Source organism: Archangium gephyra (genome assembly GCF_049060025.1).
Taxonomy (GTDB): Bacteria; Myxococcota; Myxococcia; order Myxococcales; family Myxococcaceae; genus Archangium; species Archangium gephyra_A.
Genome location: NZ_JBMEQQ010000002.1, coordinates 10,919,979 through 10,940,639, shown reverse-complemented (window position 1 = coordinate 10,940,639; position 20,661 = coordinate 10,919,979). Strand labels below are relative to the sequence as shown.

Sequence of the window (20,661 nt, the reverse complement as noted above, 5' to 3'; positions counted from 1 at the left end):
TGGGCGGCGCTGCTGGCGGGGCTCACCTACGCGCTGTGCGGCTACATGGTGGGCATCAGCAACAACCTGCTCTACCTCATGGCGGCCAGCACCTTCCCCTGGGCCCTCTGGGGCGCCGAGCGCTTCCTGCGCGCGCCCTTGGCGGGCCGTGCCGCCGCCGCCGCGCTGCCGCTGAGCCTCGTCCTCCTCAGCGGGGATGCCCAGAGCTTCGCCCTGTGCAACGGCCTGCTGCTGGTGCTCGTGCTGCTGCGCCCGGATCGCGCGGGCGCGCTGCGACCGCGCCCCGGGCCGGCCTGCTCATCGTGCTCGGCGCGCTGCTGTCCGCGGTGCAGATACCTCCCCGTCCTCACCACGGTGAAGAACGCCTGGCCCAGCGCCCCGACGCCCCAGTGGGCCACCTACTTCTCGTTCCATCCCCTGCGGCTGCTCGAGCTTCGCCCTCGGGGCGCTCTACCTCGACCCGGAGTCGGGGACGGCGGCCTCCAGCGTGATGGCCGATGAGCTGTTCAAGTCGGGCATGGGGGGCTTCTGGGTGTCCTCGGTGTACATGGGGCTCCCGGCCGTCCTGCTGCTGGGAGGCGCCCTGTGGATCTGGCGTCGCCACCCGCTGACGTGGAAGGTGTCCGGCGTCACGCTCGCCATCCTCGCCCTGACGATGGCGCACCAGGTGCCGCTCTACCGCTGGTTCTACGAGTGGATTCCCCTCTGGAACGCCTTCCGCTACCCGGAGAAGCTGCTGCCCTACATCCTGTTCCCGTGCGCCCTCGGCGCGGGGGCCGGACTGGAGGCCGTCCTGCGCGAGCCCTCCGTGGCACGGCGCCTCGCCCGGGCCGGGTTCGTCCTCGCGGGGGTCTGCGGGCTGCTCGCGCTGGGCGAGTGGCAACTGCGGCTGTTCTCCCGTGGGGTGCTCCATTCCCTCTGGAAGAGGGCGGATCCCACCATCCTGGAGGTGCTCCACGGCAACTTCATCCAGGCCGCCGGGGTGGGCGCCATCACGCTCGGCCTCATGGGCGTGGTGCTCGCGCGAGCCCTCCCCCCGGCCCGGTGCGCGGCGGCCATCCTCGGGCTCCAGTTCGCCGTCCTCTACCAGGCCAACGAGGGCACCTACCATGTGACCTTCACGGACGTGCTGGAGCAGCCCACCTCCTTCGTGGAGGCATCCTGAAGCGGGAGGCGGACGCGGGCCCGGTGCGGCCGCGTGTCTTCGGGGCGCGGATAATCTCTCGCCGCGCCACGTGCCCGAGGGACTCCATCCCGTGGACCTCATGTCCCTCAACTTCGCCGTGGGGCTCTCGCCGGACACGCCCGCCCTCTGGCACCTGGAGAGCGCCGGGCCCTACCTCCCCGCCGCCTCCCGGCGCATGGCCGGGCTGCTCTACACCCCCGACTCCGCCAGCCTCTGGGTGGGACGCCTCTCCGGCCTCTACCACGTGCGCTACCTGGCCCTGGATGCGCGGGCCTATCAGCAGAATCTCCGGCAACCGGGAGGTCATCCTCGCCAAGGAGCCCCGCGTGGGGGCGGGCGTGGTGCTGCTGCGCAATCCCAACACGCTGCCTCGTGCCTATCTGGCCACGCCCGTCTGCGTGCCGGACGAGCCCGCCGCGCGTGCCCTCGTGCTCTCGCGCTCCTTCCGCCCCGGCCAGCAGGCCGTGTTGGAGTGCCCGCCCGGCACGCCTCGCGACGAGTCACCTCCCGCCACGGGAGAGCCCGGCCAGGTGCGCATCGTCCACTACGCGCCGGAGTCCGTGGAGCTCGAGGTGGAGGCACGCACCCCGGCGGCCCTGGTGCTCAACGACGCCTTCTACGACGGGTGGAGCGCGACCCTGGACGGACAGCCCACGCCCATCCTGCCCGCCAACCTCGCGGTGCGCGGGGTGCGGGTGCCCGCGGGCACCCACCGCGTCTCCTTCACCTACCGCACTCCGCGGCTGGGGCTCGGGGCGCTCCTCTCCCTCGGCACCCTGGGGCTGCTCGGGCTCGCGGTGCTCGTGGAGCGCCGGAGGCGGGCTCAGGCCTTCTTCGGGCCCTCGAGGTAGCCCACCATCGCCTCCAGGTCCGAGACGATGGCCTTCTTGAAGCTGCCCAGCATGAGCCGGCCGAACAGCTCCAGGAGGAACCCCATCCCGCCGATCTCCGCCTCCATCGTCAGGGCCGTCTTCCCGCCCGCGGGCTCGAGCCGGTACCGGAAGCGGTAGTGCCCGCGCTTCGAGCTGCCCTGCGTCCCGTCCACGTACAGCTCGAGCGACTTGTTGGGCTCGAGGCCGGTGACCTCGAAGAACTCGCCGGCCTCCCTGCCGAACATGCGCCGCGTCTCGCGCCACTTCGTCCCCACCCCGAACTTCCCGGGCGAGAGCTTCTCGATGCCCACCAGGTTCGGCATCCACTTGCTCGCGGCATCCAGGTCCTTCAAGGCACTGAAGACCCGCTCCGGCGACGCGGCGATCTCCTTGCGCACGGTGAACTCGATGGGCATGTGTCCTCTCCGCCAACAGGGGCCGGGCACCCTACCGGCCCCGCGCGGACGGGCTCAAGTCCCGTCTCAATCCATCAACCGGTGGAGGCTGAGATCCAACCGGCTGCGCACCAGGCCCAGCAGGCTCTCCAGCTCGGAGCCCTCGAGCTTCAGCCGGGAGGCCAGCTCCCCCCGGGTGAGCTTCAGCAACCGCTCGCGGGCCTGCATCACCCGGCGCGCGATGCTGGAGCGGGGCTCGCCGTACATCGTCGCGAGCCGGTCCATGGTGAGGCCATGGATGTGGTGCAGGCGCAACAGGGCCCGCTCCCGCTCGGGCATGACGGCCAGGGCCGTGCGCAGCGCGGTGACGAGCGCCTGGCGTGAGTCCTCCTTGAGGAGGCTCCTTCTCCGGGTCGTCCGGCGCCAGCATCCGCGCGAGCGTCTCCGGCGGCTCGTCGAAGAGCTCCTGGCGCTCGTCCTGGCTCGCCAGCTCGCCCACGATGCGCACCCCGATGATGCGCACCCAGGCCAGCAGCGGTCCCCGGCCCGAGTAGTCGGCGATCCTCGGAGGCGTGTCGCCCCGGCCCAGCAGCAGCCGCTGGCGCATCACCTGCAGCACCTCGTCCACGGTGGACGCGGAGACCTGCCCCAGCCGCGCGGGCACCTTCTGGAGGACCTGCTGCTCGAAGGCGAGCAGGGCCTGGCGCTCCCCCACCGCGCAGGCGCACGCGAGGTACAAATCGGCCCCATGGAGCTGGCGCAGCACCTCGGTGACACCTTCCGCGGGCAGGTGCCGCGCCAGGTGCCGCACGAAGGTCTCCGCCGTGAGCGAGACGGCGGGCCACGCTCCCCTCCCCTTCTCCAGCAGCTCCCGCAGGAGCGTCTCCAGGCCCTCCGCCGCCTCCAGTCCGGCGCTCCGCTCGGGCGGCACCTGGGCCCGCAGCAGCGCCGCGAGGGAATCCGCTTCCCGGGGCTCGCTCATGGCGTCCCCGCCTTCTGGGCCACCGAGGACGGAGCCGGGTGCCGCTCCTGCCAGTCCATCACCTGCTTCAGCTCCAGGCGCGCCCGCGTGCCCAGGCGGGACATCTGCACCCGGGCCTCTTCCGCCAGCGCGGCGGCACGCGCGAAGCTCCACGGCGGGCTCCCGCTCTCCGAGGGCCCGGGCCAGCAGGAAGGAGCCCCAGGCCTCGTCGAGCGGATCCCTCGGGGCCCGCGCGTGGACCCGCCGGGCGCGCTCGAGCAACGGCACGGCCTGCTCCGCGTCACCGAGCGCCAGCCGGGCCTCGGCGATGCACGTGAGATCCACCGCCATGTCCGGCGTATCCGTCCCCTGCACCTGCTCATCGTTCCCCAGGGCGCGCTGGCAGTACTCGAGCGCCTTCTGGGGCGAACCCGCCGTCAGCTCGAGCCGGGCCAGGGGCAGCAGCGCGTTGTTGACCGTGGCGCTGTCCGGGCCGTTCTCCTTCTCCCACAGCCGCAGGGCGCGCAGCAGGTGGCGCCGCGCCTCGTCGAGCTGGCCCATCCGGTGCTGGACGAGCCCCAGGTACATCAGCGGCGCGGCGGTCCGCGGGGAGTCCGGACCCAGCGCGCGCTGGATGCGCTCCAGGGCCTGCCGCTGGTAGCCGAGCGCCTCCTCCAGATTCTGGGCGTCGTAGGCCACCATCCCGAGCGCGCAGAGCGCGGTGGCGGTGTTGGGGTGGTCCGGGCCCTTGCTGCGCTCGAAGATGGCGAGCGCCCGCTGGAGGTACTGCCGGGCCTCGTCCAGCCGGCCCTGAGCGCGCAAGGCCGCGCCGAGGTTGTTGAGCGGGGGGCCGAGGCTGGGATGGTCCGGGGAGCGCGACGTCTCCAGGAGCGCCAGGGAGCGGCGCCAGGCGGCGACCGCCTCCTCGCGCCGTCCCAGGGCCAGCAGCTCCGTGGCGAGGTTGCTGAGGTTGAGGGCGAGCGCGGGGTGCTCGGAGCCCCAGAGGCGCTCGCGCAGCTCCTGGGCCTGACGGTAGAGCGCGAGCGCCTCCGCGGGCCGTGCCTGGCGGGAGCGGACCCGGCCCAGGCTGGAAAAGAAATAGGAGGTGCGCAGGCTGTCGGGCCCGTACGTCTTGCGCGACAGCTCCAGGCCCTGGGAGAACTCCTCGTCCGCCTGCTCCAGCTTGCCCTGCACCAGCCGCACCCCTCCCAGCCGCAGGTGGAGATCCGTGGCGATGGCCGGGAAGCGCTCCCGCCCCAGCCGCTCCACCACGGCCCGGGCGTGCTGGACGAGCCGATCCGCCTCCCCCACCCGCGCCATCTGATCCCCCACAATCCACACGAGGAGGACCCACGCGCGCCACCGTCTCATCGTCGCGGCCGGCCTTGGCGGCCCAGAGGGCGCGGTAGAGGATGTCCTCGGCCTCCTTCGACTTGCCGGCGTGGCCGTGGAGCTGGCCGTGGAGCAGGAGCACCTCCGCCTCCAACGGACGGTAGTCGAGCGCGTCGATCTCCGAAGGAGGCCCGACGTCATCTCGATGCCCTTGGCGTGCCTGCCCGCTTCCATGCGGGCACGGGCCTCGGCCAGCTTGCGGCGAGCGGCATCCACGCGGGGGCGGAGCACCTCGGGCGGCTGGGGCCGGGTGGAGCTGGCCGGGGCGTCCCTGCACCCGGCGAGCCCCTCGAGGGAGGCCACGAGCTGCGGCACGTTCTGCACCGTCTGCGCGTCCGCCTTCTCCAGCACCTCGGTGACGGCGGCGAACTGCCACAGCCGGGCATCGAGACACGCGGCCGTCTGCCAGGCGAGGCCCGAGGAGTCCTTGTCCGCCAACACGCAGGACTCGGTCCGCAGCGAGCGCCAGAGGGAGGCGTGCGCATCCAGCGCGGAGGAGAGCTTCTCCCAGGCGGCCGCGGCGTAGGGCTTGTCCGTGGCGAGGAAGGCCGCGCGCACCCGCTCCCGCCGTTCGGGCCCCCAGGCCGCGTCGAGCTTCTCCGCCTCCTGGGCGCAGCGCGCCTCGCGCCGGTGCGCCACCACGTAGCCCATGGCCACGCCCACCAGACAGGCCGTGGCGGCGGACACGGCCACCCAGGTGCGCACGCGGCGGGGCCCCGGGGCGAGCGCCTCCAGCAGGGCCTCCATGGAGGGGAAGCGATCCTCGGGACGGGGCCTCAACCCGCGCAGCACCGCGTGCCGCACCCGCGCGGGGACCTTCGTGTCGCGCCCGGGCGCCTTCACCCTGCCCTCCCGCGCGGCCCGGCCGAGCTCCGCCAGGCTCAGGCCCTCGAAGGGACGCACCCCGTGGAGCGCCTCGTAGAGGGCCACGCAGAAGCTGAACTGATCCGAGAGTGCGTCCACCCCCTGGCCCTCGAGCTGCTCCGGAGCCATGTAGGCGGGCGTCCCCAGCAGCGCGCCCGTCCGGGTGAGCACCTCGAGGGAGTCCTCCTCCGGCACGGGCACCTGCGCGAGGGGCGTCTCCGGGAGCGCGCCCGCACGCCGGGCGGGACGGGCCAGCCCGAAGTCCGTCACCCGCGCCCGGCCATCCCGGCCCACCAGCACGTTGGCGGGTTTGAAGTCCCGGTGCACCAGTCCCGCCGCGTGCGCGGCCGCCAGCCCCCGCCCCGCGTCCAGGAAGACCCGCAGCACCTCGCGCCAGGGCCGCGGCTCCTTCAACCAGTCCGCCAGCGTGGTGCCGTCCACCAGCTCCAGCGCCAGGAAGACGCCGTCGCCGCACATCCCCACGTCGTGCACGGCGACGACATGGGGATGGGAGAGCCGGGCCAGCGCCTGGGCCTCGCGCAGCAGCCGCAGCCGCAGCTCCTCCACACGGCGGCCCTCGGGGCGCAGCAGCTTGAGGGCCACCTGCCGGTCCAGCTCGGGGTCATACGCCGCGTACACCACCCCCATGGCCCCGGAGCCGAGCCGCTCCAGCACCACGTACCGCGAGAGGGTGGCGCCCCGGGCCAGCGGCGCGTTGCTCTCCGCCGCGCACACCTCCGGGACACCGGCCGCCGGCGTGGAGTCACCGCCCGCCGCCAGCGCCCGCTGGCACCCGGGACAGCCCTCCACGTGCGCCAGCACCTCCTGCCTGCGCGCCTCCGGCAGCAGTCCCACCAGGAAGTCGCTCAGCGTCGTTTCGTCCGGGCACCCCATCCAAACCCCAAATTATCAGGGTCTTGGATTTCCGGGGTAACGGAACTAACCGATTGAGGGCACTGATAAGGAAAGTTTATTTTCCTATGGTTCACGGGGAGAGCTTGACTTCCAGGTCTCTCATCTGGCGGATGACGGGGTGGGGAGCGAACGAGGGGGGCTTGATCAGCCGCAGCTCCGGGAAGCGCTGGAGGAGCGAGCCCACGGCGATCTGCACCTCGAGCCGGGCCAGGCCCGCCCCGATGCAGTAGTGGGCGCCGTGGCCGAAGGCGAGACTCGCGTTGGTGTTGCGCCGCACGTCGAAGACCTTGGCCTTGTCGAAGGCGGTCTCGTCGCGCTGGATGCTGGTGAGCAGGATGAGGAGCATCTGCCCCTTGCGGATCTTCACCCCGCCCACCTCCACGTCCTCGAGCGGGTAGCGGGAGACGCCCACCTTGCCGAAGTGGTCGAAGCGGAGCACCTCCTCGATGGTGTTCTTGAGGAGCTCGGGCTCGGCCTTCACCTGCGCGAGCACCTCGGGCCGCTGCAGGAGGTGGAACACGGTGAAGGCGATCAGGTGCATGGTGGTCTCGAAGCCACCCACGATGAGGCTGGACACCAGCGAGAGGAGCTCCTGGGTGCTGAGCCTGTCGCCCTGCTCCTTGGTCTGGATGAGGGTGGTGAGGATGTCGTTCTCCAGGGGGTTGCGGCGCCGCTCCTCGATCGTCGCATGGAGCAGCCGGACGCCCTCGGCGAGGTCGGTGCGCAGCGCCGGCACCTCCTCGGGGCGAAGCAGGCTGGGGATGATGCTCTTGACCACCGCGTACGTGAAGCGCAGGAAGAGCGCCTCCTGGCCCTTGGGCATCTTCAGCATGGTGCCGATGACGCGGGACGGGACGTGCTCGGCGAGCTTCCGACACCACGTCGAGGCTGCCCTTGGCGGCCGCGGCGTCGAGGAGCTCATCGACGATGGCCTGGATCTCCGGCCGGAGCCGCTCGACGGCGCGCGGGGTGAGCGCGGGGCTGACGAACTTGCGCACCCGGGCATGATCCTGGCCGGACAGCGAGAGCAGCGAGTACTTGTTGAGCTCCACGAGCTCGGGAATCATCCCGGTGGAGCCCGCCATCGCGGCGAACTCCCAGTCCGCCCGGCTGGAGGAGAACCGCTTGTTGTCGCGGAGCACGGCGATGGCATCGTCGTACCGGGTGATGATCCAGCCACGGCCCTGCTCCCAGTAAAAGATCGGCGCCTCCGCCCGCAGCTTCGCGAGCGTGGGATGCGGATGGGCGTCGTACCCGGGCGCGTACGGGTTGAACTGCACCGCGGGGCGGGCCTCGGGGTTCGTCGGGGGGGTGGACATCGGGACACTCCTTGGGGGGAAACCCTGGGGGGACCGTCAATCTCCTGCGGCCGAGGAGAGACAGTCCAGGAGCCCGGGGTAACGGGGGCCTCCACTGCCCGGCGAGAGCCCCGGGTTCCGGAAATGTCCTGAAAAACGCTATAATGGATGGCATGGATCTGTCCGTCTGGCTGACGAACTTCCGGGAGCTGCACGAGCGGGCGCGCCGTCGGCTGCACACGAGCGATGAGCGCGCGCTCTACCTGGAGGCTCGCGAACAGCTCGCCCGCTCGCTGCTCGCGGCCCAGGGCCACAACCTGCAACCCGGGGCCAGCGCCCGGCGCAACTTCCGCGTGCCCAAGGGGATGCACGTGGACGTGAGCTTCCGCTCCGGCGCCCTGCGCAGCCGCACCCTGGACATCTCCTCCGGGGGCTTCTCGTGCCTGCTGACGGGCGCGCCCGGCGAGGGCGTGCTCGGCGGCTTCGTGCTGTGGATGCCCGGGCAGGAGGAGTCGCCCGTGGTGGGCCGGGCGCGCGTCGTCACGGCCGCCCCGCCTTCGGAGCAGGGCACCCAGCGCGTCTCCTTCTCCTTCTTGGACGTGAGCGACGAGGACCAGGAGCGGCTGGAGATGCTGATCTTCGATCTGGCGCTCGGCTACATCGTCGCCTGAGCGGCCGCGCGGGCCCGGGCCTTCACTTCGGCTCGGAGAGCCGGGCCCGGAGCAGCAGATCCTCGCCGACCTGCTCGAAGGAGAGCTTGCCCACCGTCAGGGCACGGCCCATCTGCTTGACGCCCAGCGAGCCCGACCAGGACAGGCCCTCGCTGCCGATGAGCTTGGGGGCGACGAAGAGCAGCAGCTCGTCCGCCAGCGACTCGCGCAGGAACGAGCCGTACATCTCCGCCCCACCCTCCACCAGCACGTGGTTGAGGCCCTCCTTGGCGAGGCGGCGCATCAACGCCTCGAGGTCCACGCGGCCGCGCTTGCCGGGCATCCGCCAGACCTCGGTGCCCGCGGCGAGGAAGCGCTTCGCCTTGCGGCTGGCGGGGTCCTCCAGCGTGGCCACCACGGTGCGGGCCGGGGAGCGCTGGGTGAAGACGGTCAGCTTCGGAGACAGGCGCAGGTGCGAGTCCACCACCACGCGCACCGGATCCTTCCCGCCGCCCTCGGCGAGCCGGGTGGTGAGCTGCGGATTGTCCCGCTCGACGGTGGTGGCGCCCACGAGGATGACGTCCACCTGGTTGCGCAGCCGGTGCACCCACGCCCGGGCCTGCTCTCCCGTCACCCAGCGCGAGTCACCGGTGGCGGTGGCGAGCTTGCCATCCAGCGTCACCGCCGCCTTGAGCGTGACGTAGGACAGGCCGGTGCTCATCGCCTTGAAGAAGGGCCGGTTGAGCGTGTCGGCCTCCTCCTTGAGGACGCCGGTGACCACCTCGACGCCCGCGCGCCGCAGCCGGGCCACGCCCTTGCCATTCACCTTGGGGTTGGGGTCGGACGAGCCGACGAAGACGCGGCGCACGCCGGCATCGAGCACGGCCTGGCTGCACGGCGGGGTGCGCCCGTAGTGGTCGCACGGCTCCAGCGTCGTGTAGAGATCCGCGCCGCGCGCCTTGGCGCCCGCGGCCTCCAGCGCCACCACCTCGGCGTGCGCCGTACCGGCCCGCCGGTGGTAGCCGCGCGCGATGATGCGGCCACCCTTCACCAGCACCGCGCCCACCACCGGGTTGGGGCTGGTGCGGCCGAGTCCCTTCGCGGCCTCCTCCAGCGCCAGGCGCATGAAGAACTCCGCCACTGCCCGGTCGAAGTCCGCCGCGCGCTTCGCCCTGGGAGTGCGCCGCTGCATCCGCGCTCGCGTCAAGAGCCGCATCGCCCGTCAACCGTCCTTGCCCGCGGGACGCGGTGGCTTGAGCTCCCGCGTCCGGTCCGACAGCAGATCCTTCAGCTCCTCCATGAACTCGGAGATGTCGCGGAAGCTCCGGTACACGGAGGCGAAGCGGACATAGGCCACCTCGTCCAGCCCGTGCAGCCGGCGCATCACCTCCTCGCCGATGACCGACGAGGGCACCTCCTTCTCCCCCATGCCCTGCAGCAGCCGCTCGATGGCGACCACCGTCTCCTCGAGCTGATCCGCCGACACCGGCCGCTTCTCACAGGCCTTCTTCAGCCCGGCCAGCAGCTTGTCCCGGTCGAACGTCTCGCGCCGCCCGTCCTTCTTCACGATGAGCGGGTAGAGCTCCTCCACCCGCTCGTACGTGGTGAAGCGCCGCTTGCACTGCAGGCACTCGCGGCGCCGGCGGATGACGGACCCCTCGTGAGACTCGCGCGAGTCGATGACCTTGTTCTCGGCGTCCTGGCAGAAGGGGCAACGCATGGTGGGGGGCCTCCCCCTCCCCGAGGGAGAGAGGGAGGAAGGTTACTTCAGCCGCGAGGCGTAGAGCGGGAAGCTCCGGGTGAACTCCTGGATGCGCCCGCGGATGCTGGCCAGCCGATTCTCGTCCGACGCGTGATCCAACGCCTCCACGAGGAAGGCGCCGATGGTGGCCATCTCCGCCTCCTTCATCCCGCGAGCCGAGACGGCCGGCGTGCCGACGCGCACGCCCGACGTCACCATGGGCTTCTCCGGGTCGAAGGGAATCATGTTCTTGTTCACCGTGATGCCGGCCTTGCCCAGGACCTCCTCGGCCACCTTGCCGGTGAGGTTCTTGGGGCGCAGGTCCACCAGCATCAGGTGGTTGTCCGTGCCGCCCGAGCACAGCCGCAGGCCGCCGCGCTGGAGCGCCTCGGCCAGGGCCTGGGCGTTGGCGACGATCTGCCGCTGGTAGGCCTTGAACTCGGGGGTGAGCGCCTCGCGGAAGGCCACGGCCTTGGCGGCGATGACGTGCATCAGCGGACCGCCCTGGATGCCCGGGAAGATCTGGCTGTTGAGCGTCTTGCCGTACTGCTCCTTGCTCAGCACGAGGCCGCCACGCGGGCCGCGCAGCGTCTTGTGCGTGGTGGAGGTGACGATGTCCGCCAGGGGCACCGGCGAGGGGTGCACGCCCGCGGCCACCAGGCCGGCGATGTGCGCCATGTCCACCATCATCGCCGCGCCCACGCTGTCGGCGATCTCGCGGAACTTCGCGAAGTCGATGGTGCGCGGGTACGCCGAGGCGCCCACCACCACCACCTTCGGCTTGTGCTCCTTGGCGAGCGCCGCGGCCTGCGCGTAGTCCAGCGTCTCGGTGTCCCGCGTCAGCCCGTAGTGGACGATCTTGTAGAGCTTGCCGGAGAAGTTGAACGCGGCGCCGTGGGTGAGGTGGCCTCCCGAGTTCAGGTCCAACGAGAGGAGGGTGTCACCGGGCTTCATCAGCGCCATGTAGGCGCCCATGTTGGCCTGGCTGCCCGAGTGCGGCTGGACGTTGACGTAGTCGGCGCCGAACAGCTCCTTGGCGCGGGAGATGGCGAGGTTCTCCGCCACGTCCACCACCTCGCAACCGCCGTAGTAGCGCTTGCCGGGGTAGCCCTCGGCGTACTTGTTCGTCAGCACCGAGCCCATCGCCTCCATCACGGCGGGGCTCACGAAGTTCTCCGAGGCGATCAGCTCCAGGCCTTCCTCCTGGCGGCGCGTCTCCTCGTGAACGACCTTGGCAATCTCCGGATCGACCTCGGCCAGCTTACGGATGTTCTCCATGGACACGCTCTCCTCGGGTGGGAACGAGGGCCTCAGCGTCCGCTCTCGGACTCGGCCTCGCGAATCTTGTCCAGGCGCTTCTGGTGCCGGCCGCCCTCGAAGGGCGTGGCCACGAAGGCCTCCACGATGCTGCGCGCCAGGCCCGCTCCGACGACGCGCTGGCCCAGGCACAGCACGTTGGCGTCGTTGTGGGCCCGCGTCATGCGCGCCTCGAATTCACTGGTGCACAGCGCCGCGCGGATGCCCCGGTACTTGTTGGCCGTGATGCTCATGCCAATCCCGGTTCCGCACACCAGCACGCCGTACGAGTACTCGCCCGCGGCCACGGCCTTGCAGACGGTCCTGGCGAAGTCCGGGTAGTCCACCGAGGCGTTCGTGGTGGGCCCCACGTCCTCGACCTCGACGCGCAACTCCTGGAGTGCGCTCACGAGCTCGCGGCGCAACTCCAGGCCCGCATGATCCGACGCGATGATGACCTTCACGTGAGCCACCCTCCTCCACGCGGACACGGGGGGCAACCCGGGAGCCGCCCTACCCTCACCCCGGCCCTCTCCCGGCGGGAGAGGGAGTGGCGGGGTGTTCTACTTGAAGCGCTTGAAGACGAGCACCGCGTTGGTGCCGCCGAAGCCGAACGAGTTGCTCATCACCGCGTCCACGCGCTGCTCCCGCGCCTGGTTGGGCACGTAGTCCAGATCGCAATCCGGATCCGGCGTGGTGTAGTTGATGGTCGGCGGGAGGACGCCGCGCAGCAGCGTCTGCACGGCCACCACGGCCTCGGCACCACCGGCCGCGCCCAGCATGTGGCCGGTCATGGACTTGGTGGAGGACACGGCCACCTTGCGGGCGTGCGCCCCGAAGACGGCCTTGATGGCCTTCGTCTCGTTGGCGTCGTTGAACGGCGTCGAGGTGCCGTGCGCGTTGATGTAGCCCACGTCCTCGGGGTTCATCCCCGCGGACTGGAGCGCCAGACGCATGCAGCGCGCCGCCCCCTCGCCCTCGGGGGCCGGCTGCGTCACGTGGTGCGCGTCCGAGTTGGCCCCGTAGCCCACCAGCTCCGCCAGGATGTTGGCACCGCGCTTCTTCGCGGCCTCCATCTCCTCGAGCACGATGATGCCCGCGCCCTCGCCCATCACGAAACCGTCGCGGTCCTTGTCGAACGGCCGGCTGGCCGCGGACGGGTCCCCGTTGCGGTTGGACAGCGCCTTCATCACCGAGAAGCCACCCATGCCCAGCGGGGTGATGGCGGCCTCGGAGCCTCCGGCGATGACCGCGTCCGTCTCACCCAGGCGGATGGACTTCCAGGCCTCGCCGATGGCGTGGGCGCTGGTGGCGCAGGCGGACACGGGCGCCCAGTTGGGCCCCTTGCAGCCATAGCGCATGGAGATGAGGCCAGGCGCCATGTTGATGATCATCTGGATGATGAAGAAGGGCGACAGACGGTCGAACCCCTTCTCCAGCCCCTTGCGGTGCTGCTCCTCGAGCGAGGACAGGCCACCAATGCCCGAGCCGACGATGACGCCCACCTTCTCGGGCGCATAGCCGTGGGGCGCGTCCGGCCCGACGGGCAGGCCGCTCTCCTTCACGGCCATGTCGGCCGCGGCGAGCGCGTACTGGGAGAACAGGTCCATCCGGCGCACTTCGCGCTTGTCGATGAACTCCTCGGGCTGGAAGTCCTTCACCTCACCAGCGAAGCTGGTGTCGATCTTCTTCGTATCGAAACGGGTGATGGTGCTGATTCCAGACTTGCCGGCGAGCATCGCCTGCCAGTTCTTCTCGGTACCGGTACCCAGGGCCGTGATGATTCCGGTGCCGGTGATGACGACTCGTCGGTTTGACACGTTGCTCTCCACTCAAATACGCGCTGCTGCCATGGAACGCTGGGCGGGACCAGCGCTCCCCGGCCCTACGGTGATGCCTACTTCTTGTGGGTGTTGATGTAGTTGATGGCGTCGCCGACGGTCTTGATGTTCTCGGCCTCCTCGTCGGGGATCTCGACCTCGAACTCCTCCTCCATCGCCATCACCAGCTCCACGATGTCGAGGCTGTCCGCGCCCAGGTCCTCGATGAAGGAGGACTCCGGCTTGATCTCGTCCTCCCCCACGCCCAGCTGATCGGCGATGATGTTCTTGACCTTGGCCTCGATAGCAGAAGTCGACATAGGTATTGAACCCTCCAGGAACCACGTGGCGGCCCGGCATACTCCCCGGACCTATGTAAAGGTGGGCGCGGTATAACCCACGACCGTCGCCGATCCAACCCTTGGCTACATGTACATGCCGCCGTTCACCTTCAGGACTTCTCCGGTGATGTAGGCGGCGGAATCGCTGGCGAGGAAGAGGACGGCGTTGGCCACGTCCTCCGGGGAGCCCAGGCGGCCGAGGGGAATGGCGGCCTCCATCTTCTCCCGCGTCTCCCCGCCGAGGTGCGAAGTCATGTCCGTGCCGATGAAACCCGGGGACACGGCGTTGACGCGGATGTTCCGGCTGGCCAGTTCGCGGGCCACGGACTTGGTCAGGCCGATGAGGCCCGCTTTGGAAGCCGAGTAGGCGGCCTGTCCGCCGTTCCCCATCTCCCCGACCACGGAGGTCAGGTTGATGATGGAGCCGCCCTTCTGCTTCATCATCGGCCGGCTGGCGGCGCGGATGAGGGCGAAGGCGCCCTTGAGGTTGGTGTCGAGCTGCTTGTCCCAGTCCTCGTCCTTCATGCGCATGACCAGGCCGTCCACGGCCACGCCCGCGTTGTTGACGAGCACGTCCAGGCGGCCGTGCGTCTTGACGACGTTCTCCACGGCGCTGGCGCAGGCGGTGGAGTCGGCCACGTCGAAGCGCACCGCCTCGGCCTTGGCCCCGGCCGCCTGGAGGAGGCCCAGGGTCTCCTGCGCCGCCGCCTCGTTGCCCGCGTAGCTGATGACCACCGTGGCGCCCTGCTTCGCGAAGCCCACCGCGATGGAGCGGCCGATGCCTCGCGAGCCGCCCGTCACCAGCACCACCTTGTCCTTGAACGCGCTCATCTCAGGCTCCCAGTGCCGCGAGGGTCTTCTCCAGGCTCGCGGAATCTTCCACGTTGAACGACTCGATGTCCTTGGTGATGCGCTTGATGAGTCCGCTGAGCACCTTTCCGGGGCCCAGCTCGATGACGCGCGTCACGCCCTGCGCCTGGAGGGCCTGGATGCTCTCCACCCAGCGAACCGAGGAGCTCACCTGCTCCAGCAGCAGCGGCACCACGCGGGCCGCGTCGCTGTTGGGGGCGGCCTCCACGTTCGTCACCACCGGGACGGAGGGGGCGGACACCTTCACCTTCGCCAGCACCTCGGCCAGCCGCGGCTTCACCGGCTCCATCAGCGCGCAGTGGAAGGGGGCGGACACCGGCAGCAGCTTCGCCTTGCCCCCCAGCTCCTTCGCCTTCGCGATGGCCCGCTCCACGGCCTGGGCATTGCCCGCGATGACCGTCTGCTCCGGCGAGTTGTAGTTGGCCGGGGACACCACCTGGCCCTCGCCCGCCGCGTCGCACGCCGCCTTCACCTTGGCCGGCTCCAGGCCCATCACCGCGGCCATGGCGCCCACGCCCTCGGGCACCGCCTCCTGCATGAAGGTGCCGCGGGCCCGCACCGCCCGGACCGCGTCCGCCAGGTCCAGCGCCCCCGCCGCCACCAGGGCCGAGTACTCCCCCAGCGAGTGTCCCGCCACGAAGGCCGGCACCGGTCCCCGCTTGGAGAAGACGGCATGGGCCGCCACCGACACCGTGAGGATGGCCGGCTGCGTGTTGGCCGTCTGCTTCAGCGAGGCCTCCGGTCCCTCGAACAGCATCTGGGAGAACTTCTCGCCCAGCGCCGCGTCGGCCGCCTCGAAGACGGCCCGGGCCTCGGGGAACTTCTCGTACAGGTCCTTCCCCATGCCGACAGCCTGGCTGCCCTGCCCGGGGAAGACGAACGCGATTTTCGACATGCTCCTGCTCCCTCCCTGATTACCAGCGCCTCACCAGCGCATCACCGCGCTGCCCCACGTCATCCCCGCGCCGATGGCCATCATCGCCACCACGTCCCCCTGCTTGAGCCGGCCGGCGCGGTTGGCCTCGTCCAGCGTCATGGGCAGCGACGCGGAGGACGTATTGCCGTATTCGTGCAGGTTGAGCCAGCACTTCTCCACCGGCAGCTCCAGCCGCTGGAGCACCGCCTCGAGGATGCGGATGTTGGCCTGGTGCGAAATGACGTGATCCACGTCCCGCACGTGCAGCCCGTTGGCCTTCAGGGCCGTGTGCGTCGAGTCCGCCAGCGCGCGCACCGCGAACTTGAAGACCTCGCGGCCATTCATGTGCAGCGTGTGCAGCTTCTCCTTCAGCACCGCCTCGCAGGTGGGCTTGCTCGTGCCACCCCCCGGGATGCAGAGGATGTCCGCGAAGGAGCCGTCCGTGTACAGGTGCGTGGAGAGCAACCCGCGCTCCGCGTCCTCGGTGGGCGCGAGCACCATGGCGCCCGCCGCGTCCCCGAAGAGCACGCACGTGTTCCGGTCCTCCCAGTTGACCGCCCGGCTGAGCATCTCGGCGCCGATGACCAGGGCCCGCTTCACCTGACCGTTCCGGATGAACTGGTCCGCCACGTTGAGGGCGTAGAGCGAGCCGGAGCAGGCCGCCGAGATGTCGAAGGCGAAGGCGTTCTTCGCGCCCAGCTTGGCCTGCACCACGGCCGCGCAGGAGGGCATGGGCATGTCCGGCGTCACGGTGCCCACCACGATGAGCCCCAGCTCTTCCGGCTGGACACCCGCCATCTCCAGCGCCCGCCGGGCCGCCTGCACGGCCATGTCACTGGTCGCCTCGCCCGGAGCCGCCACCCGGCGCTTGCGGATCCCGGTACGCGCGGTGATCCACTCGTCCGTCGTGTCGACGATCTTTTCGAGGTCGGCGTTGGTCAGGACCTTCTCCGGTGCGTACGAGCCGGTACCGATGATTTGCGTGCGTGCCAAGGTGCCCCCTGTGGGTGTACCGGACACGAACGCCTCGGGCGCGCTCTCTAATCGGAAAAGGCGTCGGCTGTCGCCCCCTTTCCCCGCTGCCGGGCAGGAAGCCAGGCGGCGGCGTCCGCGATGCAACGCGTCAACTCGGTGTGCAAACCGGCCTGGGCCGTCTGCAGAGCGGCCTCCAGGGCCTTCTGGAGCGCTCGGGGCGAGCTGCGGCCATGCGCCACGATGCCCACGCCTTCGATCCCCAGCAGGGGCGCACCGCCATACTCGGCGTAGTCCATCACCTTCTTCAGGCCGGCGAAGGTGGGCTGGAGCAACATCGCGCCCAGCTTCTCCGGGATGCCCCCGCGCCGCTCGATGGCCGAGCGCAAGAGCCCCGTGACGGCCGCCGCCACCCCCTCGGACGTCTTGAGGACCACGTTGCCGGTGAAGCCGTCGGTGACGACCACCTCCACGTCCCCGGAGAAGAGATCCTTCCCCTCCACGTAGCCGGTGAAGTCCAGATCCGAGGCCCGCAGCAGCTCGGAGGCCTCGCGGGTGAGGGAGGTGCCCTTGGAGGGCTCCTCTCCATTGGAGAGCACCGCCACCCGGGGACGGGGGATGCCCAGGCGGGCACGCACGTAGGCGGCCCCCAGCACCGCCCACTGGGCGAGGTGGACGGGCCGGCACTCCACATTGGCCCCGGCGTCCAGCAGCAGGCAGCGCCCGACCCCCTCCAGGGCCGGCAGCAGCGTGGCGATGGCCGGACGCTCCACCCCGGGGATACGGCCCAGCACCAGCAGCCCTCCCGCCATCACCGCCCCCGAGTGCCCCGCCGACACCAGCGCCTCCGCCTCCCCCCGGCGTACCAGCTCGAACCCCACCCGCAGGGAGGAGTCCTTCTTGCGGCGGATGGCGGAGATCGCGTGATCCTCCATCTCCACCACCTGGGAGGCGGGGTGGAGGCGGACGTTGGGCGGCAGTCCCCCGGCCCGGGCCAGGGGCTCGCGCAGGCGCGCCAGGTCCCCCACCAGCACCACTTCATGCGCCGGGTGCTCGCGCGCGAACAACAGGGCCCCCTCCACGGGGGCCGCGGGGGCATGGTCACCCCCCATCGCATCCAGGACGAGCCTCATCGCGGGCGCATCCTTCCATGGACGCCCGGGGGCTGGGAGCACGGAGAGCAGGCAGGTGGACACCTCCGGGCCCCGGGACATAAGAATGTGGGCGGCCAGGTCGGGGTTGGACAGGGCACGGCGAACCCCGCACAGGCGCGTTGACTCACACGCTTTGAGCGGCTAGGGTCCGCCGCCTTCCGAGTTTTTGCCGGTCGGGACTGGTGGGGAAGCCCCGGAGTCCAGGGCCGTGACGATATAGAGGTGAGCCGTGGGTGTTCCCAAGAAGCGTACGTCCAAGATGCGTCGTGACCGCCGCCGGGCGGCCAACAACAACCTGCGGAGCGCGGTGCAGGTGATCCAGTGCGCCAACTGCAAGGAGCCGGTGCTTCCGCACCGCGCCTGCGCGGCGTGCGGCCACTACAAGGGCCGCGAGACGGTGCCGGGCGCTCAGGCTTGATCACCTGACTCCAGTTGCACTGGAAGGCACGAAGGCCGCTCCCTCTCGCGAGGGGCGGCCTTTCTGCTTTGGAGCAAACGGCCCTAGTGTCCCGGCGCCACAGGGAGGCACACCACAGATGAAGCTGAAGATCTCGTACTGGGCCATCACGGGCCTGTTCTGCCTGATGATGACGTTCTCGGGATTCATGTCCGTCAGCGGCAACCCGCAGGCGTTGGAGGGAATGCGCCACCTCGGCTACCCGGCCTACTTCGGCACCCTGTTGGGCGCGGCGAAGCTGCTGGGCGTGGTGGCCCTGCTGGTGCCGCTGGTGCCGCGCACGCTGCGCGAGTGGGCCTACGCGGGTTTCGCCATCGACCTCGTGGCGGCCGCCGTGTCGCACGCGGCCGTGGGAGACCCGGCGAGCAATGTGGTGTCGCCGCTCGTCATCCTCGGCGTGCTGCTCACCTCGCACCAGCTCTGGCACCGGTGGGAGCGTGGCGCCACGGAGCCGCAGGCGGCAGCCCGTCCCGCGATGGGCTGAGAGACCCCGGCCCCCTCACAGCCCGGGCCAGGAGTCATGGCAGGAGCTGCCCGGGATGGCGGGCGGCTCGGTCTCGAGCAGATGCGGAGGCGCCAGCTCGCCCTCGTCCCGCATCCGCAGCGCCAGATCGATGCGCGCCGCGGCGTTGATGAGCCCCAGGTGGCTGAAGGCCTGGGGGAAGTTGCCCAGCTGCTCGCGCGTGAGGGGATGGACCTCCTCGGCGAGCAGCCCGAGGTGGTTGGCCGCCTCCGCGTGGTACATGAAGACCTTCTCGGCCTCCTCCAGCCGGTTGGACAGCGCCAGCGCCTCCACGAGCCAGAAGCCGCACAGGAGGAAGCCACCCTCCGGTCCCGCCACCCCATCGTCCATCCGGTAGCGGCGCAGGAAGCGGCCCGCGCCCAGCTCCGAGCGCAACCAGTCGATCGTCCCCTGCACGAGCGGCTCGCAGGCCCGGAAGCACCCCGCGATGGGCAGCAGCAGCAGCGAGGCATCCGGCTCGTTGCCGCCATAGAAGCCCACGAAGTGCCTGCCCGAGGGGTCCACGCCGTGGTGGAGGATGTCCTGGCGGATGAGCTCCGCCTCGCGGGCGCAGAAGGCCTGGAGGTCCGGCTCGGCGAAGAGCCGGGAGAGGTGCTGGCCCCGGTGGAGCGCCAACCAGCACATGAGCTTGGAGTGCACGTTGTGACGCTTCTCCCGGCGCGGCTCCCAGATGCCGTGATCCGGCTCGCGCCAGCGGCGGGCGGTGGTCTCGATGACACGCTTGAGCAGCGCCCAGGTACGCAGCGGCAGCCGGCCCCCGAACCGCTCGTAGAGGTAGGCCGCGTCGAGCAGCGCGCCGGCGGTGTCGAATTGGAGCTGATCCCGCGCGTCGTTGCCGATGCGCACCGGGCTCGAGCCCTGGAAGCCGGACAGGTGCTGGAGGATCCGCTCCTCGGGGACCGGGCCCCCATCCAGCGTGTACATCACCTGGAGGGGATCGCCGTGCTTCAACGTGTCGCGCACGAAGTGGAAGAACTCGCGGGACTCGTCCGGGTAGCCGATCAGGTTGGTGGCCCGCACCGCCATGGCCGCGTCACGCACCCAGCTATAGCGGTAGTCCCAGTTGCGAGGCCCTCCAATCCACTCGGGAAGCGAGGTGGTGGCCGCGGCCACCACGGCGCCGGTGGGGGCGTACATGAGCAGCTTCAGCGCCAGCGCCGAGCGCAGCACATGGTGCCGCCAGGGACCCTCGTACTGGAGCTGCCGGGACCAGTCCCGCCAGGCCTGGCGCGTGGCCCGGAGCAGCTCGTAGGGCCGGTACGCGGCGACGGGCTCCGGATGCTCCGAATCCCAGGCGAGGATCATCCAGCGCCGCTCTCCCCTGCCGAGCCGGATGCGCGCCCGCATGCCCGCCGTGCCCTCGGACTCCCAGCGCGCCTCTCCCTCGAGAACCGCGACCATCCGCTCGCCGAGGGAGCCGCGCGCGACCAGGCCATGCTCCTCGCGATCCAGCCGCGTCTCCGACTCGCCGTACCGGAACCGCGGCGCGAAGACGACATCCAGCTCCAGCGAGCCCTCCACGCACTCGATGCGCCGGTGCACCTCGTGGATGCTGGCCCGGGGATCATTCGTCCACGGCATGTAGTCGATGATCCGCACCACGCCCTGGCGCTCGACGCGGAAGAGCGTCTCCAGGACGTTGGTGTCCGGGTCGTAGCGCTGCAGGCTCTCGAAGGGCCAGACGGCCGGGGTGATGCCGGTGAAACCGCCCCGCTCGTCATCGAGGATCGCCGCGAAGACGCTCGGGCTGTCGAAGCGGGGGAAGCAGAGCCAGTCGATGACCCCATCGGGCCGGACCAGGGCGCACGAGATGCCGTCGCCAATCAGCCCCCGGCTGGCCAGGGAGATCTCCCGGTACGACGCCGGATTCGAGAACCGGAACGGCCGGTTCATCCGCTTGGCGGCACTGTAGAGGTCCATGCCCGCTGCCCTTTCCTATCCCCCAAGGGTAGGGACCCTCACGGGCAGTGAGACCAGCCCGGGCGGACACCAGCCGGGCGTCCACGCCGCGAGCGCACGAGGCTGGGGAATCAAATGC

Annotated in this window: 21 protein-coding genes and 1 pseudogene; 7 read left to right on the top strand and 15 right to left on the bottom strand. The window is 70.6% G+C overall.

Annotated features, from left to right (window positions below; genetic code table 11):
• The 3 genes from ACN28I_RS47880 to ACN28I_RS47870 form a co-directional block, all read left to right on the top strand.
• Window positions 1-501: hypothetical protein (locus ACN28I_RS47880; RefSeq protein WP_420948526.1), on the top strand; the 501-nt coding region annotated here is incomplete at its 5' end.
• Window positions 491-1,165 (top strand): hypothetical protein, encoded by a 675-nt coding sequence (locus ACN28I_RS47875; protein ID WP_420948525.1) that lies wholly within the window; start codon window positions 491-493, stop codon window positions 1,163-1,165. The genes ACN28I_RS47880 and ACN28I_RS47875, both read left to right, overlap by 11 nt.
• Window positions 1,166-1,449: 284 nt before the next feature.
• Window positions 1,450-2,037 carry a YfhO family protein gene (locus ACN28I_RS47870; protein ID WP_420948524.1) on the top strand — a complete coding sequence of 196 codons (588 nt, stop codon included), beginning with the start codon at window positions 1,450-1,452 and terminating at the stop codon, window positions 2,035-2,037.
• On the opposite strand, the gene ACN28I_RS47865 is transcribed toward ACN28I_RS47870, so the two are convergent.
• The 4 genes and pseudogenes from ACN28I_RS47865 to ACN28I_RS47850 form a co-directional block, all read right to left on the bottom strand.
• Window positions 2,010-2,474, bottom strand: a complete 465-nt coding sequence (locus ACN28I_RS47865) for an SRPBCC family protein (protein ID WP_420948523.1) — start codon at window positions 2,472-2,474, stop codon at window positions 2,010-2,012. The two genes, ACN28I_RS47870 and ACN28I_RS47865, sit on opposite strands and share 28 nt — an antisense overlap.
• 66 nt (window positions 2,475-2,540) lie before the next feature.
• The gene (locus ACN28I_RS47860) at window positions 2,541-2,792 is read right to left on the bottom strand and encodes a sigma factor-like helix-turn-helix DNA-binding protein (protein WP_420948864.1); all 252 of its coding nucleotides are present in this window, start codon (window positions 2,790-2,792) and stop codon (window positions 2,541-2,543) included.
• A 124-nt stretch (window positions 2,793-2,916) separates the two neighbouring features.
• A pseudogene (locus ACN28I_RS47855) lies at window positions 2,917-6,564 on the bottom strand (tetratricopeptide repeat protein); the annotation flags it as partial.
• 91 nt (window positions 6,565-6,655) lie between these two features.
• Window positions 6,656-7,417, bottom strand: coding sequence for a cytochrome P450 (locus ACN28I_RS47850; protein WP_420948522.1), 762 nt, complete (start codon window positions 7,415-7,417; stop codon window positions 6,656-6,658).
• A gap of 209 nt (window positions 7,418-7,626) precedes the next feature.
• Between ACN28I_RS47850 and ACN28I_RS47845 the strand changes: the two genes are divergently transcribed.
• Together ACN28I_RS47845 and ACN28I_RS47840 are read left to right on the top strand one after the other, a co-directional pair.
• Window positions 7,627-7,782, top strand: coding sequence for a hypothetical protein (locus tag ACN28I_RS47845; protein WP_420948521.1), 156 nt, complete (start codon window positions 7,627-7,629; stop codon window positions 7,780-7,782).
• Window positions 7,783-8,056: 274 nt separating this feature from the next.
• The gene (locus ACN28I_RS47840) at window positions 8,057-8,554 is read left to right on the top strand and encodes a PilZ domain-containing protein (RefSeq protein WP_420948520.1); all 498 of its coding nucleotides are present in this window, start codon (window positions 8,057-8,059) and stop codon (window positions 8,552-8,554) included.
• Between the two features lie 22 nt (window positions 8,555-8,576).
• On the opposite strand, the gene ribD is transcribed toward ACN28I_RS47840, so the two are convergent.
• From ribD to plsX, 10 genes are all read right to left on the bottom strand, one after another.
• Window positions 8,577-9,749 carry a bifunctional diaminohydroxyphosphoribosylaminopyrimidine deaminase/5-amino-6-(5-phosphoribosylamino)uracil reductase RibD gene (gene ribD / locus ACN28I_RS47835; protein WP_420948519.1) on the bottom strand — a complete coding sequence of 391 codons (1,173 nt, stop codon included), beginning with the start codon at window positions 9,747-9,749 and terminating at the stop codon, window positions 8,577-8,579.
• A gap of 6 nt (window positions 9,750-9,755) precedes the next feature.
• Window positions 9,756-10,253 carry a transcriptional regulator NrdR gene (nrdR, locus tag ACN28I_RS47830; protein ID WP_047856817.1) on the bottom strand — a complete coding sequence of 166 codons (498 nt, stop codon included), beginning with the start codon at window positions 10,251-10,253 and terminating at the stop codon, window positions 9,756-9,758.
• Between the two features lie 42 nt (window positions 10,254-10,295).
• A complete protein-coding gene (gene glyA / locus ACN28I_RS47825) occupies window positions 10,296-11,552 on the bottom strand; it encodes a serine hydroxymethyltransferase (RefSeq protein ID WP_420948518.1) in 1,257 nt (418 codons plus the stop codon).
• Window positions 11,553-11,584: 32 nt separating this feature from the next.
• Window positions 11,585-12,034 carry a ribose 5-phosphate isomerase B gene (gene rpiB / locus ACN28I_RS47820; RefSeq protein WP_420948517.1) on the bottom strand — a complete coding sequence of 150 codons (450 nt, stop codon included), beginning with the start codon at window positions 12,032-12,034 and terminating at the stop codon, window positions 11,585-11,587.
• A gap of 99 nt (window positions 12,035-12,133) precedes the next feature.
• Window positions 12,134-13,390, bottom strand: coding sequence for a beta-ketoacyl-ACP synthase II (gene fabF / locus ACN28I_RS47815; protein ID WP_420948516.1), 1,257 nt, complete (start codon window positions 13,388-13,390; stop codon window positions 12,134-12,136).
• Window positions 13,391-13,467: 77 nt separating this feature from the next.
• A complete protein-coding gene (gene acpP / locus ACN28I_RS47810) occupies window positions 13,468-13,710 on the bottom strand; it encodes an acyl carrier protein (RefSeq protein WP_375772602.1) in 243 nt (80 codons plus the stop codon).
• Between the two features lie 105 nt (window positions 13,711-13,815).
• Window positions 13,816-14,562 carry a 3-oxoacyl-[acyl-carrier-protein] reductase gene (gene fabG, locus ACN28I_RS47805; protein ID WP_420948515.1) on the bottom strand — a complete coding sequence of 249 codons (747 nt, stop codon included), beginning with the start codon at window positions 14,560-14,562 and terminating at the stop codon, window positions 13,816-13,818.
• 1 nt (window position 14,563) lies between these two features.
• A complete protein-coding gene (gene fabD, locus ACN28I_RS47800; RefSeq protein ID WP_420948514.1) occupies window positions 14,564-15,496 on the bottom strand; it encodes an ACP S-malonyltransferase in 933 nt (310 codons plus the stop codon).
• Between the two features lie 30 nt (window positions 15,497-15,526).
• Complete coding sequence (locus ACN28I_RS47795; protein WP_420948513.1) at window positions 15,527-16,510, bottom strand: beta-ketoacyl-ACP synthase III; 984 nt, start codon at window positions 16,508-16,510, stop codon at window positions 15,527-15,529.
• Between the two features lie 47 nt (window positions 16,511-16,557).
• Window positions 16,558-17,622: a phosphate acyltransferase PlsX gene (plsX, locus tag ACN28I_RS47790; RefSeq protein ID WP_420948512.1), complete on the bottom strand. Its 1,065-nt coding sequence runs from the start codon at window positions 17,620-17,622 to the stop codon at window positions 16,558-16,560.
• Window positions 17,623-17,872: 250 nt separating this feature from the next.
• On the opposite strand from plsX, the gene rpmF reads away from it, so the two are divergent.
• On the top strand, window positions 17,873-18,061 hold the full coding sequence (gene rpmF / locus ACN28I_RS47785; RefSeq protein WP_047856808.1) for a 50S ribosomal protein L32: 189 nt from the start codon (window positions 17,873-17,875) through the stop codon (window positions 18,059-18,061).
• A gap of 118 nt (window positions 18,062-18,179) precedes the next feature.
• Window positions 18,180-18,584: a DoxX family protein gene (locus ACN28I_RS47780; protein WP_420948511.1), complete on the top strand. Its 405-nt coding sequence runs from the start codon at window positions 18,180-18,182 to the stop codon at window positions 18,582-18,584.
• Window positions 18,585-18,599: 15 nt separating this feature from the next.
• On the opposite strand, the gene ACN28I_RS47775 is transcribed toward ACN28I_RS47780, so the two are convergent.
• Complete coding sequence (locus ACN28I_RS47775) at window positions 18,600-20,543, bottom strand: glycoside hydrolase family 15 protein (protein ID WP_420948510.1); 1,944 nt, start codon at window positions 20,541-20,543, stop codon at window positions 18,600-18,602.
• Window positions 20,544-20,661: the final 118 nt, after the last annotated feature.

Coding starts and splice junctions, on each gene's coding strand:
- ACN28I_RS47875 (WP_420948525.1), top strand. CDS start 491: ATGGCCGATGAGCTGTTCAAGTCGGGCATGGGGGGCTTCTGGGTGTCC.
- acpP (WP_375772602.1), bottom strand. CDS start 13,710: ATGTCGACTTCTGCTATCGAGGCCAAGGTCAAGAACATCATCGCCGAT.
- nrdR (WP_047856817.1), bottom strand. CDS start 10,253: ATGCGTTGCCCCTTCTGCCAGGACGCCGAGAACAAGGTCATCGACTCG.
- fabD (WP_420948514.1), bottom strand. CDS start 15,496: ATGTCGAAAATCGCGTTCGTCTTCCCCGGGCAGGGCAGCCAGGCTGTC.
- ACN28I_RS47850 (WP_420948522.1), bottom strand. CDS start 7,417: ATGCTGAAGATGCCCAAGGGCCAGGAGGCGCTCTTCCTGCGCTTCACG.
- ACN28I_RS47870 (WP_420948524.1), top strand. CDS start 1,450: ATGCGCGGGCCTATCAGCAGAATCTCCGGCAACCGGGAGGTCATCCTC.
- ACN28I_RS47775 (WP_420948510.1), bottom strand. CDS start 20,543: ATGGACCTCTACAGTGCCGCCAAGCGGATGAACCGGCCGTTCCGGTTC.
- plsX (WP_420948512.1), bottom strand. CDS start 17,622: ATGAGGCTCGTCCTGGATGCGATGGGGGGTGACCATGCCCCCGCGGCC.
- ACN28I_RS47865 (WP_420948523.1), bottom strand. CDS start 2,474: ATGCCCATCGAGTTCACCGTGCGCAAGGAGATCGCCGCGTCGCCGGAG.
- ACN28I_RS47860 (WP_420948864.1), bottom strand. CDS start 2,792: ATGCCCGAGCGGGAGCGGGCCCTGTTGCGCCTGCACCACATCCATGGC.
- ribD (WP_420948519.1), bottom strand. CDS start 9,749: ATGCGGCTCTTGACGCGAGCGCGGATGCAGCGGCGCACTCCCAGGGCG.
- glyA (WP_420948518.1), bottom strand. CDS start 11,552: ATGGAGAACATCCGTAAGCTGGCCGAGGTCGATCCGGAGATTGCCAAG.
- ACN28I_RS47780 (WP_420948511.1), top strand. CDS start 18,180: ATGAAGCTGAAGATCTCGTACTGGGCCATCACGGGCCTGTTCTGCCTG.
- ACN28I_RS47840 (WP_420948520.1), top strand. CDS start 8,057: ATGGATCTGTCCGTCTGGCTGACGAACTTCCGGGAGCTGCACGAGCGG.
- fabG (WP_420948515.1), bottom strand. CDS start 14,562: ATGAGCGCGTTCAAGGACAAGGTGGTGCTGGTGACGGGCGGCTCGCGA.